Here is a 13,876-nt window from a genome sequence, read left to right as displayed (position 1 = left end):
AAATTTACTAAAAATTTCAGGAGGAGGTTAAAACATGACGAAATTTGTAAAGGTTTTTGGTCCAGGGTGTTTAAAATGTGAAACTCTTTATGAAAACGTCAAAAAAGCCGCAGAAGAATTAGGAATAGAGACTTTCATAGAGAAAGTTCAAGACATTAAACAGATGGCTCTTTTTGGAGTTTTTAAGACCCCAGGATTATGGATAGATGGACAAGTAGTTTCTCAAGGAGAAGTTTTATCTGTGGAAGAGATTAAAAAGCTGCTATCAAAATAGTTGAAAAAGTTTACCTTTTTCCAATTTATAAATTTTATTGGTAACCTCTTTGAGAAATTCTATTTCATGAGAAACTATGAGATAGGTAGATTGCGTCTTTAAAAATTCTATCAGTTTGGTTTTGCTTTGGTCATCAAGGCCTGAAGAAGGTTCATCTAATAGATAGCAGAGAGGGTCCATGGCAAAGATTCCGGCTAAAGCAACCAGCTTTTTTTCTCCTCCTGAAAGCTTATAAACAGGACGTTCTAAAAGATGGGATATACCAAAAAATTGGGCTACCTTTTTTATTATTTCTTTAACCTCTTCTGAAGTTTTTCCCATATTAAGAGGGCCAAAAGCTATGTCTTCTTTTACCGTGGGGCAAAAAAGTTGAGAGTCTGAATCCTGAAACAAAAGGCCTATCTTTTGTCTTATTTCTATAAAGTCTTTTTCTTCTTTCCTTTCTTTTTCTAAAATAACTATCCTTCCTTTTAAGGGTTTAAGAAAACCCATAATAAGGTAAAGAAGGGTGGTTTTCCCTGCTCCATTATGACCGATAAGCCCTATTCGGTCCCCTACCCTAACCTCTAAGTCTAAACCATCAAGCACCACACGGTCGTTATACTTAAAAATTAAGCCTTTGAGTTCTATCAGTTTTTCCATAGAAAAGATATTATAAATTAAAAAAGTAAATTAAAAAGATAACCGCTATGGAGAAAAAAGCGAAAACCAAGTCTGAAGTTTTTAAGAAAAAGTGGTTTAAAACCGGGAAAAAACCTTTGAAACCTCGAGCTAACATGGCTCGGTAAACCTCTTCTGACCTCTCAAAACTTTTAACCAGAAGAGAGGCTACTAAATAACCATAGGTTTTGTAGGTTTTAAGGTCGTTTTTAGGAACAAAACCTCTTGCCAAGGCTGCTCTTTTTATTTTAAGATATTCTTCATGTAAAACGGTTATATACCTATAAAAGACAAAAAACACGGTTACCAATTTTGCCGGAACCTTAAAATGAAGCATAGCGTGAGCTAAAGCAAAAACATTAGAAGTGCCAAGTAATGCAATCGTAGCCATTAAAATGGCATTACATTTTAAAGTAATAATAAGGGCTTGGTGTACACCTTCTAAACTAACCTTAAAATAAGCAGTCTCTATTATATAAGGATTTGATTTATACATAAAGGGGACAAAAACCCAGAAAAATAACAAAAAACCATTAGCCGGAATAAGTCGGTTTAAGACTTTTTTAAACTCAAGTTTCGCTAAGATAAGAAAAACTATACCGGTAATTAAATAAAGAAAAGGAACCAACAACCCCTTGGCAGCGATACATAAACTCACAAAAAACAGAAAAACTATAATCTTAACCCGAGGGTCAAAAGAATGAAAAATAGACCTTCCCTCAGCAAAAACCTCTAAATGCATCTTTCTATAACCTTAACTTTTCTTAGCTTTTAACATAGCCAACAAACCTAAAACCCCAACGATATAACCTATTCCTCCTAAAATGTCTTGCAACCTAACCCTGTTTAAATCTTTTTTTAAATCTAAAAAATTTACCTTAAAGGAGTTTAACTCTTCGTCTAAGACCTCTTTTACTGCAGCCTTTATCAAATCTTTATCTATTTCTACTTGTCTTGTATTTTTTACATCAATTTTTTTGATATCTTCTTTATTTTGCATGTTAATCATTTCTTTTTTTGTGTCTTTATTTGCAGATTTATTCGCAAGAGGTTCTTCTTTTATCCCTTCTAACTTTTTTTCTGCCAGATGTCCTTCTCCTGCTATCAGTCTTACCAATAAAGGCTCTTTTTCGTTGATTTTAATTTCAAACCTACCCTTTTCGTCTGTTATGGTTTGGGCTATTTTGTTTCCTTTTAAGGAACAAACTTCCACAGTGCATTTAACACAGGGAGCACCGTTAGCAAAGTAGCCTTCTCCAGAAACCTTCTCTCCTTCTCTAAACACAAACAGGTTAACCTTATGGGCTAAACCAATATCATAAAAAGTTAAACATAAAAATAGTAATAATCCTAATCTACTAAAAAATCTAAGCTTCATTTTTTAATACCTCTGGTTTTATTTTTAGGAGATATACCAAGATAAACCCGGTTACCAACCCTTCTACCACCGCGATAGGTAGATGGGCTATAACCAGAGTTTCACAAAGCACCAAAAATTTTTTTTCGGTAAAATAAAGGGAAAGGGCGGTTAAAAACCCAGCCCCCAAAATACTTAAGGTTCCAGCTAAAAAACCGGATACAAAGGATAGTTTCTGATTATCCTCTGCAATAAATCTTTTAAAAAGATAATAACAGACCACCCCAGGGAAGGCCATGTTAAAGGTGTTTATCCCTAAGGTGGTAAACCCTCCAAACTGAAAAAAAAGTGCCTGAAGCAACAGACCTAAAAAAACCGCCACAAAGGTGTTCCACCCAAGAAGGATACCTACCATCCCGTTTAGTACTAAATGGGCGGCTGAAGGACCTATCGGCACGTGAATAAGAGAGGCAATAAAAAAGGCGCTTGAAAGCACTGCCACTTCAGGAATTTTTTTGACAGAAAGAAGCTTTAAAGCAATAGCTAAACCGGTTAAGGTTAATCCCCATCCTGCTATCAAAACAGGTGGGGAAAGCACTCCTTCTGAGATATGCATTTATTTGCCACCTCTTTTAGGTTTGGGATAAGCCTTTACCCAAAGGACTGCGTCTAACTCTAAAGGATATTCCTTTCCATCAGCACCTTTTATCTTTCCACCATCGGTAATCGCTGAAAAACCCCACCATCCTTCCCAAGGTATGGCATACTCAAAAAAGCCGTTGGCATCTGTTTTTACTACTTGGGTAACCAGGCTATCATAAGGGGCTTTTAACCCTTGGGTATTAAGATATTCTACCTCAACCTCAACATTAGCCGCAGGTTTACCGTCAACAAGCACCTGTCCTTTAAACAGGTTGCCTTCCCATAAAGCAAAAGGCTTAACCATAGGGATGATTTCTGCTTTAAGGCCTAAAGGCTGATCCCATCCATCTTCTTTACCAAACGCAGAAATAATCACCTTGGTGATCTGCTGAATGTATTTTTCTTCAGCTGGTTCAAAGTAAGGTTCTGGGTCTACATAAAGCTGATATACCCCAGGTTTTTTAAGGTTTAAATTGGTGATATATTTAGGCACCTTTTGGTTGCTTCCTTTGGTAGAAGGAATTAACTCTATCTTCCAGTCAACAGGAATTATTTCTCCTTCTACGATAAGCTCACTTTTTTTGATCTTAAAATTCATATGAGGTCCACCTTCCATCGGATGGGTAAAAAGTGACTCCACCTTAACAGGTTTATTTTGGATCACCACATTGTCTACCTCAGGCTTTAAAACTAAAAAATGGGCACAAGAAAAGGTAGCACTAATCAAAATAGTAGATGTGCTTAAAATTACACTTTTAAAAATTTTTCTCATTTTTATCCCCCTTTTTTAATTTAGTAGCTACAAATGATAGCTATAAACCTAATTTTAATTTTGTCAATAGCTAAACTTAACGATCGTTAAAAACTGACCATTAAGGTTTAAGCCCCGAATTTTTTAAGTCTTCCTGCATGGGCTAAGAGAAGGGGCATAAGTTTATAGGCATAAAACATCCCTAACTCACCTTTTAGACATTCTCTTTCAGTAAATCTTTCAGAGGTATTACCTAAAACATAAGGAGAAAAAATAAGGGTAGGCACAGGATGCCAAGAATGCCCCTTCATAATACATGGGGTAGAATGGTCTCCGGTGATACAAAGGACTGTAGGGTTTAAATTTAAAATTTCAGGAAGGCTCTGATCAAAAGTTTCTATTATTTTTACCTTCCCCTCGGCGTTTCCGTCTTCTCCGTAAGAATCGGTTTTTTTTATATGTATAAAAAAGTAATCGTAGTCTTCCCAAACTTCCTTTAAAGTTTGTATTTCATCTTTTATATCCATGCCTTTAAAAGAAAGTATTTTCATCCCTACCAGGCTTGCCAATCCTTTATACATCGGATAGGTAGCTATACAACATGGGTTTAGTCCGAACCTTTCTTGTAAAGTAGGAAGATTAGGTTTTACAGAAAAACCTCTAAGCAGCACAAAGTTAGCTTTAGGTTCATCTTTTAAAATTTCTGAAGCTTGAGTAATAAACTTAGAGACAACCCCTATTATCTTTTTCACTTCAGGTGTGGGAGAGGAAAGCGGTAAGGGTGCTTTTCCTAAGACTTGAGGGTCTGTATCGTTTATTAGGTTTACGGCTTCAGGTACCTTTTCTGGAAACCTGAAAACCACCACAAAACGATGTTCCATCCCAGGTTTTAAAATAATCTCAACATCCTCTATGTTTTTTATCTTTTCAGAAAGTTTAGCGATCAATCTTTGGTTTTCTTCGGTTGGTATTCTTCCTGCCCTTCTATCTATCACGATGGGGGTTTGTTGATGGTATTCTACGGTAGCAAAATTTCCTCTTACTGCAACGTCTGTGTCTCTCAATTCTATCCCTACCCCTAAGGCCTCTAATACTCCACGCCCTATGGTAATTTGAGAAGGGTCATATCCAAAGATACCAAGATGTCCTGGACCGCTGCCTGGGGTTATGCCATAGTCTACAGGAATATGAAGTCCTGTAGCTGATTTTTTGGCCAATCGATCGAGGTTCGGGGTATAAGCTAACTCTAAGGGAGTTTTTCCTTCTTTTACAGGTAGGTCCCCTATTCCGTCAAGGACTACTTTGACAATTTTCCCCTCTCCTTTTTTGATAAGACCTTCAACAAGCCCCATCGTTTTCCTCCCTTTTGTTTTTTCTCTATTTTATCATATAATTATAAAACCATGAAAACTTTAAAACTACTTTTTTTGTCGTTAGGAATTGGTTTTTTGGGTTATTTGGTCGGTTATCCACTGTTAGTTGATGTATCTTCTTTAAAAACTCAAAATCCAAAGCTTACGGCTATGATGAAATATAGGATGAAACAGTGGGAGAAAGAAGGGAAAAAGGTCCAAATAAGACAAATCTGGGTTCCCTTAAGTAGTATCTCTCCTTATCTAATCAAAGCGGTATTAATAGGAGAGGACGACAAATTTTATAGGCACGAAGGGTTTGACTTTGAAGGTATCAAAAAAGCCTTAGAAAAAAATTTGAAAGAAGGAAAACTTAAATATGGAGGAAGCACTATTTCACAACAGCTTGCTAAAAATCTTTATTTGAGCCCGTCTAAAAACCCTATAAGAAAAATCCAAGAGGCTATCATTACCCTAAGACTTGAAAAAACTTTATCAAAAAAACGTATTTTAGAGATATATCTTAATGTTGCAGAATGGGGAGAAGGTATTTTTGGGGCTGAAGCAGCGGCTAAACATTATTACGGAAAAAGTGCTAAAAACCTTACCCCTTGGGAAGCGGCAAGATTGGTAGCAGTACTTCCTAATCCTTTAAAATATAATCCTTTAGGAAATCAACCTTATGTAGAAAAAAGAAGTCGATTAATCTACTTTATCATGAAAAAAAGAGGTATCATAAAAGAAGAATATAAAAATATAGAAAATGAAACTGAAGACATAACCGAACCTGCTCTTGACTCTCTACAGTCTGAAACACCTGAAGAAAAACCTACCCAGCCTGTATCAGAACAAACACCGGTTTTAGAGCCTACTAAAGAACCCCCATTAGGAGAAGATAAAAACCAAGAAAAAACAGAATAAAGAGTTTTAGTATATAGATTTATCCTTCCAAATTTCTTCTAAGCGTTCTGTTTCTGCATCTTTTTCTTGGATAGACTTTTCCCAATCTATTTTTTTCTGAAACAGTTCTACCTCATGTTTAATCAGCTTTTCTTTAAACTCTGGATGAGAAAGATAAGGAAGGGCTACGTTGAGGAAACCTTCTTTCATGGTAGAAAATAGCTGATTTATCTGGTCTTCAGGCACAAAATTTCTTTCTTTCCTATAACGGTAGTAAACCTTTCCGTCGGTTTTTTCCAGAAAAAGATTATAATAAGTGTCATTAGCAAAGTCTTTTTTTTCAGGTTCAACCCCGACCTGGATTAAAAGCCCTACCAACCACCTGTCTCCAGCAAGTCTTCTGGAGTAATCCCATATTTCTAACGTTAATCCATTTTCAAGTTGTATCTTATCAACCATTTTTCCCTCCCAAAGTGGTATATGATGTTTAGATGGTGGTAACCATCTGTAAGCCATAAAAGTAAATTTAATAGAGAAACCCTAAAAGTCAACCTATAATAGTGTAGCCTTGGAGGTAATCTAAACTATCCACATAATTAGAGAATAAAGAACTAAAAAAGCATCTTATAAAAGGGATTGTCTAATTATCATCCAACAGAAAATTTATAACCAATCGTTGGTTTCATTGACAACAAGCAGATAAGTAATTATATTTTTAAAAAGAAGTAAAAATTAAAAGATTTCAAAAGGAGGATTTATGAGTAAAAAAGGAGATAAATGGATTAAACATAGGTATGTGTTTGAAACCAACGAAGATCCCTATGCAATGAAAGAGGCTCCTTCTGGAGAGGCTATTTGTCCAAGATGTAAGGCTGTGTTTAAAGATAAACGTTGGGTTATAGACGAAGAGTTGTACGAAGAGTTGAAAGAAAGCGATAGTGTTCCTCAAATTATCTGTCCTGGTTGTAGGAAAGCTATGGACCAATATGCAATGGGTTATCTTTATATTTCAGGAAACTTTTGGGAAACTCATAAAGGGGACATCATGAAGCTTCTAAACAACGAATATGAAAGGGCACGTAACATTAATCCGTTACATCAAATCATAACCATCAACGAAGAAGACGGTAAAACCGTTATTGAAACTACTACCGACCATTTAGCCCAAAGATTGGGAAGGGCTTTATATAGAGCTTATAAAGGAGATTTAGAGTTTAGATGGTCTAAAGGAGATAAATTAGTAAGAGTATACTGGTATAGAGACAAATAACCGATGAGTTTAACCATAGCCTTTGCCATAGATTTTAAAAAATTAACCCCTAAAGTAATAACTTCTGGTCTTTTCCTAAAAAAATATTTTCCCGAAGTTTCTAAAATAATCCTCTTTCATGCTATAGAATACTTTTTAACACCTCCTGCCTATTTACAGCCTTACTTAGAAAAAGAAAAACAAAGATTAGAACAAGACCTAAAAGCCCTTAGTCAAAGTTATTTCAACGAAGAAATTAAAAAAAATATAACCATCGAGACCAAAGTTATCTTAGGAAACTTTTGGGAGGCACTTTCTAAGTTTATCCATCAAGTTAATCCTTTTGTCGTGGTTTTAGGTTATTTACCCCATCTTTTAAAAGTACCTACTGCAGAAAAAATGGTTGAAAGATTAAACTGTAATTTTTTGGTGGTAAAAGAGACCCCGCTTACTAAACTTAAAAGATTGGGGTGTCTTATAGACTTTTCTGAATCAAGTAAAATGGGTTTAAACTTAACTACTCTTTTAAGTAGGAATCCTGAGGTAGAGGTATTCTGTTTAAATGTGATACAACCACCAGATTTTATTAAGAAAACTTTCTTAAACCATGATCCTTTAGAAGAAGAAATAAACCAAAGAAATCGCCTTTGGCAAGAATGGTTGAAAAGTTTTTCAAACAATCAAGAGTTTATCCAAAAATTAAGGTTTGAAATCGCTGTGGGCAATCGGCTTGAAAAGATAGAAGAATTCGTAAAAAAACAACAGATAGATTTGCTAATCATGGGTAAAAGAGGTAAAATGGTTCAAAAAGGTTTAGGCTCTATCGCCAGAGAGGTTATCAAAAAAATCGAAATCCCTATTTTGGTAGTAGATAAAGTTTAAAAAGGGTTTACTTATGGATGTGATTTTACTAATTACAGCATTATTAATAATATTAATCTGTGCTGAAGTTTTTACTAATGGAGTAGAAAACCTTGGAAAAGCACTTTCTTTATCTCAAGCGGTGGTAGGTAGTGTGTTAGCGGCAGTAGGCACAGCCCTTCCAGAAACGATTATCCCCTTGGTAGCCATCCTTATGTATAAAGGAGAGGAAGGTTCTGCCATAGGAATAGGGGCAATTTTAGGAGCCCCTTTCATGTTGGTTACCGTGGGTTTGTTTTTAGTAGGTTTAGGCGTTTTCTTAAGCTATTTTTTGAAAAGAAGAAAGGTTTTAGAGGTCCATCTTGAGCCTCAAACCTTTAAAAGGGACTTTACTTTTTTTTTGATAAGCTTTTCCTTAGCGATCTTTTTTCCCTTTTTCTTAGAAAACAATCGGTTTGTACATTATGTAATTGCTTTTTTATTGCTTATTAACTATATAATCTATCTTTTTTTTACCTTTCGTGCAGAAAGTTTAGAGCTTGAGTCTGAGGAAAAACTTTATTTAGGAAAATTGGCAGAAAAGTTATTAGGTATCAAAAAATTTTCAAAAGTTCATATGGTGTTTTTATCTTTTACTCAAGTGTCTTTAGCGCTTATGTTGATGGTTAAAGGTGCTCATCTTTTTGTAGAAAAATTAGAAATTTTATCTCGTAATTGGGGGTTAAATCCTTTACTTTTTGCCCTTTTAATTGCTCCGGTAGCTACTGAACTTCCTGAAAAGTTTAACAGCTTAATCTGGACGATGAAAGAAAGGGATATTTTAGCGCTTGGTAATATGACCGGAGCTATGGTTTTTCAGTCTACCTTTCCTGTAAGCGTAGGACTTATTTTTACCAACTGGCAAGTAGAGGGCTTGGCTCTGATTTCAGCCATTATCGCCATAGCCTTAGGAGGTTTATATCTCTTTTTTTTAACCTTTTTTAAAAGGGTTCCTCTTTATCTTTTTCTAATATCTGGATGGTGTTATTTAGTTTACGGATATTTAGTAATCAAAAGCTTTTTCGGTTAAAATTTTATGTCTTCAATTTTAACCTGGTTATACAACTTAGGTTTTCATCGGATAAGACCTGGTTTAACAAGAATTACTAAGGTCTTAGCAAGGTTGGGAAATCCTCAAAAAAAATTAAAAATCATTCATGTTGCTGGGACCAACGGAAAGGGGTCTACCTCTGCTATTTTAGCTGAACTTTTAAAACACCAAGGTTTTAAGGTGGGACTTTATACTTCTCCTCATCTTTTTAAGCTTAACGAAAGATTTAAGGTTAACGGCCAAGACATACCGGATGAAATCCTTGAATCATTAATAAAAGAGGTTAAAGAAAAATCTCAAGATTTAAACCTAACCTTTTTTGAGGTTACCACTGCCGTTGCTTTTCTTTATTTTTTTCAAGAAAAAGTAGATTTTGCTGTGATTGAATGCGGTATGGGTGGAAGGCTTGATGCAACCAACGTGATTTTTCCTAAGGTAAGTATAATTACTAACGTTGGCCTTGAACACACTAAATACTTAGGAGATACTTTAGAAAAAATAGCCTATGAAAAAGCAGGAATTATCAAAAGAGGGGTTCCCTGTGTTTTGGGAAACATCAAGCCCCAAGCTTTGCCGGTGTTTCTTCAAAGATTATCTCAAGTAAAAGCACAAGGTTATTTTTTAAACAAAGATTTTAGGGTTATTAAAAACAAACAACTTTGGGATTATCACGGAGAAAAGACCTTTAAAAATATGTTTTTAAACCTATTAGGAGATTACCAAGGGGAAAATTTAGGTTGCGCTTTAAAAACCCTTGAGATATTAGAAAACAATAAATTTTTATCTATAGATGAAAAGGCGGTAAGAAAAGCCCTTAAGCAGGTTAGGTGGAAAGGGAGATACGAAAAAATAAAGGTGAAAACCAAAGAATTCTTGATAGACGTAGCCCATAATCTTGATGGAGTAGAAGCTTTGGTAAAAGACCTTATAGCCAAAGAAGGCTATAAAAAGAGGTTTTTACTTATTTTAGGGGTTACCAACGAAGACGGACAAAAACCTTATTTGGACATGTTTTTAAGATTAGAACAAGTTAGTAAAAAAACCTATATATGCGAGTTTCCTTCTCAGAGAAAAATAGTCAGCCTTGTAGAATGGAAACAAACTCTGAAAAATAAGGCCCAAAAGGTTGAATTTTTTTCTTCACCTGATAAGGCTTTAAAGTCTGCTTTAAACGAAGAAATTACTAAGGTTTTGGTTACCGGTTCTATCTATTTTGTGGCAGAATTTTTGAAAACCTTAACTCTTCACCTCGAAACATAGGGCTAAAGGTGAAGAGGCTAACCTCAAATTAAGCCTTTATCCGAGGGGGCATCCTTTTTCTCCTATCCCACAAAATGAGGACTTCTTTAAATTTTAAGAAGCTTTTTAGTTTATTGATTTCTTTAAATTTTATGATAACTTAAAGAAAATTTAGCTTTTAAAATATTTTTCAAATTTCTTAGAGAGGAGGTTAAGGGCGATGGAAGAGGTAAAACAAGAGGAAACCAGAGAACTTCCTAAGTTGGAAAAAAAGCTTGAAAAGATGACCATCAAGGAATTAAGAGAAATTGCCTTACAAATACCAGAAATTTCAGGCGTTCATGGAATGAACAAAGAAGAACTTATATCTGCCTTGAAAAAGGTTTATGGAATAAAGGAAGAGCCTAAGAAAATTGGGGCTTCTATGAGAGAAATCAAAGCTAAGGTTAAAAAATTTAAAGCCTTAGCCGAAGAAGCTAAAAAGAATAGAGATTGGGTAAGATACGAAAGGTATAGAAGATTAGCCGCTGCTTTTAAAAAGAGAACAAGAAAACTTGCTAAGTCTATAGCATAAAAGAGGAAAGCTATGTCTAATGCTGTGTTGGAAACCAACTTAGAAAAAGTTTCTCTTTTAAAAAGGGGTAAGGTTAGAGACATCTATGACCTTGGAGATAAGCTTTTAATCGTTGCTACAGATAGGATTTCAGCTTTTGACGTGGTCCTTCCCACCCCTATCCCTGATAAAGGGAAAATCTTAACTTTAATGAGCCTTTTTTGGTTTGACTTTTTAAAAGACTTGGTAGACAACCATCTTATTACTGCAAACGTTGAGGAATATCCAGAGGTCTTGAAAGAATATAAAGAAATTTTAGCTCAGAGAAGTATGTTGGTTAAAAAAGCAAAGGTTTTACCGGTAGAGTGTATCGTGAGAGGTTATATCACCGGGTCTGCCATGAAGGAATATCAGCAAACCGGCCAGGTTTGTGGTATACCTTTGCCTCCGGGTTTAAAAGAAGCTGACAAACTTCCTGAACCTATTTTTACCCCTTCAACCAAAGCAGAATTAGGAGAACATGACGTTAACATCACCTACGAAGAGATGGAAAGATTAGTAGGTAGCGAGGTTGCTCAGTTTTTAAAAGAAGTTTCGTTAAAGATTTATAAAAAAGCCTCAGAGTATGCCGAAACCAAAGGAATTATCATCGCAGACACAAAGTTTGAGTTTGGGGTTTATGAAGATAAGATTATTTTGGTAGATGAGGTTTTAACCCCTGATTCTTCAAGATTTTGGCCTAAAGATGAATACCAGCCTGGTAAACCTCAGAAAAGTTTTGATAAACAATTTATAAGAGATTGGTTAAAATCTATTTCTTGGGACCCTCAACACCCTCCAACCATTCCTGAAGAAATAGTGCTAAAAACCCGTGAAAAGTACTTAGAGGCCCTTTATAGACTTACTGGAAAGACTTTATAGTGTTGAACTTGTTTTGGGAAAAAATAGACCTTTCTTACCTGAACATAGAAGACAGGACCTATCTTTTTTCTTTTCCTAAAAGAAAAGACTTATTACTTGAGAGTATCAAACGATGTGGGGTCCTTCAGCCCCCTATCGTTTATCTTAAAGAAGACGAATCTTTTCAAATAGTCTGCGGAGAAGGCCGAGTTTTAGCTTGCCAAACCCTTGAAATCAAAAAAATTCCAGTGTTGATTTTAAAAAATAAATCACCTAAGGACCTCTTGCTCCTTTCTTTAGAAAGCAACCTTTTTCGGAATTTAAACTTGGTTGAAAAGGCGGAGTTTATTAAAAAAGCTCTATCTCTTTTTAGCTTAGAACAAATAGCAAATTTGATGGAAAAAATAGAACTTCCTTCTAATAAAAATTGGCTTGATATTTTACTTGAGATAAGTAAGTTAGACGACGCATTTAAACATTTGATCGTTAAAGATCAATTAAACCTTCATGTTTTGAAATTTTTTAAGTTTTTAAGTCCCACAGAAAAGACAGAATTTTTAGAGATGATAAATTTGCTTAATTTAAGTTTTAGTGAGCAAAGAGATGTTTTGGAAAAACTTTTAGACTTAAAACGTCGTTTAGACCTCCCCTCTTTACTTACTGAGGAGCTAAAAGAAGCCTTAAAGCAAAAGGATTTTAACCAGAGAAGAAAAATTTTTTTGGAAAGATTAAAAACCCTTTACTACTCGAACCTCTCAACCAAGATGTTAGTTTTAAAACCTCTTTTAGGAAGGATACAAAAAGGCGGGGTAACCGTAAAACAAGACCCCTACTTAGAAAAAAAAGAAATTGAGCTTGCTTTTAAGATTAAAAGTACTCACGAATTATCAGAAAAAATAAAATTTTTAACAGAAAATAAATCAGTTTTAGAGCAGATTTTAGAAACTATTTAAGACTTTTATTAATTAAGACTTTTATTAACCAAGGTTTTTTGCCAGAGGTTGATAAAAAGTTCTTTAAAGACCAGATAAGGATTTTTAAACTCCTTTTTTAGGGCTATTTCAGCCCTGTATAGTTCTTCAAAAACTTGGGGTAGGTTTTTGATTTTTTCTAAATATTTTTTAAGGTTAAAAATTCGGTAAGGGTGGCGTTCGGTTAAGACCTTAGGAATTTCTTCTAAAGGGCTATTTTTGGTCTCCTCCCATTTTTTGGCAAAATGGCTAAACCTTTCCTCCTTTTTCAATTCAGGATGTTTTTCTAAAAACTCCTGTAAAATGTGTAATAGTTTGAAAAACTTATAAAGGTAGCCTAAAATTTTATGAGGCTCCTCTTTGTGGTCTAACAATTGGGCTACTATTCGGTAGGCCTTTTCAGGCCCGGCTTTAAAAAAGCTATCCTCTACCATAAAAAGCATTTCTTCCTCAAGAGGGATGGTAACCGCCCATATATCTTCTTCTGAAATCATCGGTTTATCTTTGGCATAAAGAAGAAGCTTATCAAGCTCGTTTATAAAATGTTGATAGTCCTTCCCCACCAAAGAAAGAAAAAGCTCGGTGGTTGCCCTATCCATCGTTTTGTTGGCATTTTTAAGTCTAAAAATAAGTTCTGTTTCTAAAAAGTCTTCTTCTTTTTTAAAATCAAAAAATAAGATAGCTCCTTTTTGCAAAGCAAACTGATACAAAAGTCTATTTTCTTCAAATTTTTCTGCAATAATAAACCAAGTAAATACCTGATTTTCTTTTTCTAAACTTTTTACGATTTCTGCTTCTTTAGAAGGTTCTAAATTTTCTCCGCCTAAGATTAAGTAAAACTTTCTTAATCCAAAAAGTCCTTCTTGATAACCTTTTGTCTTTGCAAAAACCTTTTTATCTTCTTTATCGTTTAGGTTATAAGTTTCTATCGTAGTCCCTTTGTCCAACAAAAGGGTATAGATTTCTCTTGCCTTTTCTTTGCATAGTTTTTCTTCGCCTATAAAAAGATAGACAGGTGCAATACGGTTTTTCTTAGCAAGTTCTAAAGTTTTAGAAAAGGTCAGGACCGGCATAGCC

17 protein-coding genes are annotated in these 13,876 nt (G+C 34.8%); 9 read left to right on the top strand and 8 right to left on the bottom strand.

The genetic code is table 11. The features are described 5' to 3' along the window. Window positions 1–34 precede the first annotated feature (34 nt). Window positions 35–274, top strand: coding sequence for a thioredoxin family protein (locus F1847_RS04875; RefSeq protein WP_150071969.1), 240 nt, complete (start codon window positions 35–37; stop codon window positions 272–274). Here the strand turns inward: F1847_RS04875 and F1847_RS04870 are convergent. The 6 genes from F1847_RS04870 to F1847_RS04845 all read right to left on the bottom strand — a co-directional run bounded on the left by F1847_RS04870 (window position 266) and on the right by F1847_RS04845 (window position 5,036). Next, window positions 266–916 carry an energy-coupling factor ABC transporter ATP-binding protein gene (locus F1847_RS04870; protein ID WP_150071968.1) on the bottom strand — a complete coding sequence of 217 codons (651 nt, stop codon included), beginning with the start codon at window positions 914–916 and terminating at the stop codon, window positions 266–268. The two genes, F1847_RS04875 and F1847_RS04870, sit on opposite strands and share 9 nt — an antisense overlap. 10 nt (window positions 917–926) lie before the next feature. Beyond that, window positions 927–1,676, bottom strand: a complete 750-nt coding sequence (gene cbiQ / locus F1847_RS04865) for a cobalt ECF transporter T component CbiQ (protein ID WP_150071967.1) — start codon at window positions 1,674–1,676, stop codon at window positions 927–929. A 12-nt stretch (window positions 1,677–1,688) separates the two neighbouring features. Continuing rightward, the gene (locus tag F1847_RS04860; protein WP_150071966.1) at window positions 1,689–2,312 is read right to left on the bottom strand and encodes a hypothetical protein; all 624 of its coding nucleotides are present in this window, start codon (window positions 2,310–2,312) and stop codon (window positions 1,689–1,691) included. Then, the gene (cbiM, locus tag F1847_RS04855; RefSeq protein ID WP_150071965.1) at window positions 2,302–2,907 is read right to left on the bottom strand and encodes a cobalt transporter CbiM; all 606 of its coding nucleotides are present in this window, start codon (window positions 2,905–2,907) and stop codon (window positions 2,302–2,304) included. The genes F1847_RS04860 and cbiM overlap by 11 nt, the downstream gene beginning before the upstream one ends. Beyond that, on the bottom strand, window positions 2,908–3,705 hold the full coding sequence (locus tag F1847_RS04850) for a DUF4198 domain-containing protein (RefSeq protein ID WP_150071964.1): 798 nt from the start codon (window positions 3,703–3,705) through the stop codon (window positions 2,908–2,910). A gap of 107 nt (window positions 3,706–3,812) precedes the next feature. Next, window positions 3,813–5,036, bottom strand: coding sequence for a 2,3-bisphosphoglycerate-independent phosphoglycerate mutase (locus tag F1847_RS04845; RefSeq protein WP_150071963.1), 1,224 nt, complete (start codon window positions 5,034–5,036; stop codon window positions 3,813–3,815). 96 nt (window positions 5,037–5,132) lie between these two features. Between F1847_RS04845 and mtgA the strand changes: the two genes are divergently transcribed. Next, window positions 5,133–5,957 carry a monofunctional biosynthetic peptidoglycan transglycosylase gene (mtgA, locus tag F1847_RS04840; RefSeq protein WP_240702766.1) on the top strand — a complete coding sequence of 275 codons (825 nt, stop codon included), beginning with the start codon at window positions 5,133–5,135 and terminating at the stop codon, window positions 5,955–5,957. Between the two features lie 6 nt (window positions 5,958–5,963). Here mtgA and F1847_RS04835 read toward each other — a convergent pair whose 3' ends face one another. Continuing rightward, entirely contained in the window at window positions 5,964–6,395 is a 432-nt protein-coding gene (locus F1847_RS04835; RefSeq protein ID WP_150071961.1) for a hypothetical protein, read from the bottom strand. Between the two features lie 298 nt (window positions 6,396–6,693). Between F1847_RS04835 and F1847_RS04830 the strand changes: the two genes are divergently transcribed. The 7 genes from F1847_RS04830 to F1847_RS04800 all read left to right on the top strand — a co-directional run bounded on the left by F1847_RS04830 (window position 6,694) and on the right by F1847_RS04800 (window position 12,781). Next, window positions 6,694–7,206 (top strand): BCAM0308 family protein, encoded by a 513-nt coding sequence (locus F1847_RS04830; RefSeq protein ID WP_150071960.1) that lies wholly within the window; start codon window positions 6,694–6,696, stop codon window positions 7,204–7,206. Between the two features lie 3 nt (window positions 7,207–7,209). Then, a complete protein-coding gene (locus F1847_RS04825) occupies window positions 7,210–8,067 on the top strand; it encodes a universal stress protein (RefSeq protein WP_150071959.1) in 858 nt (285 codons plus the stop codon). Window positions 8,068–8,080: 13 nt separating this feature from the next. Continuing rightward, entirely contained in the window at window positions 8,081–9,115 is a 1,035-nt protein-coding gene (locus F1847_RS04820; RefSeq protein WP_150071958.1) for a sodium:calcium antiporter, read from the top strand. A 6-nt stretch (window positions 9,116–9,121) separates the two neighbouring features. After that, window positions 9,122–10,396 carry a folylpolyglutamate synthase/dihydrofolate synthase family protein gene (locus F1847_RS04815; RefSeq protein ID WP_150071957.1) on the top strand — a complete coding sequence of 425 codons (1,275 nt, stop codon included), beginning with the start codon at window positions 9,122–9,124 and terminating at the stop codon, window positions 10,394–10,396. Between the two features lie 199 nt (window positions 10,397–10,595). Next, window positions 10,596–10,949, top strand: a complete 354-nt coding sequence (locus F1847_RS04810; protein WP_150071956.1) for a Rho termination factor N-terminal domain-containing protein — start codon at window positions 10,596–10,598, stop codon at window positions 10,947–10,949. A gap of 12 nt (window positions 10,950–10,961) precedes the next feature. Further along, window positions 10,962–11,849 (top strand): phosphoribosylaminoimidazolesuccinocarboxamide synthase, encoded by an 888-nt coding sequence (locus tag F1847_RS04805; protein ID WP_150071955.1) that lies wholly within the window; start codon window positions 10,962–10,964, stop codon window positions 11,847–11,849. An 8-nt stretch (window positions 11,850–11,857) separates the two neighbouring features. Continuing rightward, window positions 11,858–12,781, top strand: coding sequence for a ParB/RepB/Spo0J family partition protein (locus F1847_RS04800; RefSeq protein WP_168194270.1), 924 nt, complete (start codon window positions 11,858–11,860; stop codon window positions 12,779–12,781). Between the two features lie 8 nt (window positions 12,782–12,789). On the opposite strand, the gene holA is transcribed toward F1847_RS04800, so the two are convergent. Continuing rightward, a complete protein-coding gene (holA, locus tag F1847_RS04795; RefSeq protein ID WP_150071953.1) occupies window positions 12,790–13,872 on the bottom strand; it encodes a DNA polymerase III subunit delta in 1,083 nt (360 codons plus the stop codon). Between the last annotated feature and the right edge of the window lie 4 nt (window positions 13,873–13,876).

Source organism: Thermodesulfobacterium sp. TA1 (assembly GCF_008630935.1).
GTDB lineage: Bacteria > Desulfobacterota > Thermodesulfobacteria > Thermodesulfobacteriales > Thermodesulfobacteriaceae > Thermodesulfobacterium.
Note: the sequence above shows the minus strand (reverse complement) of the source record. Positions and strands in the feature narration are given on the sequence as shown.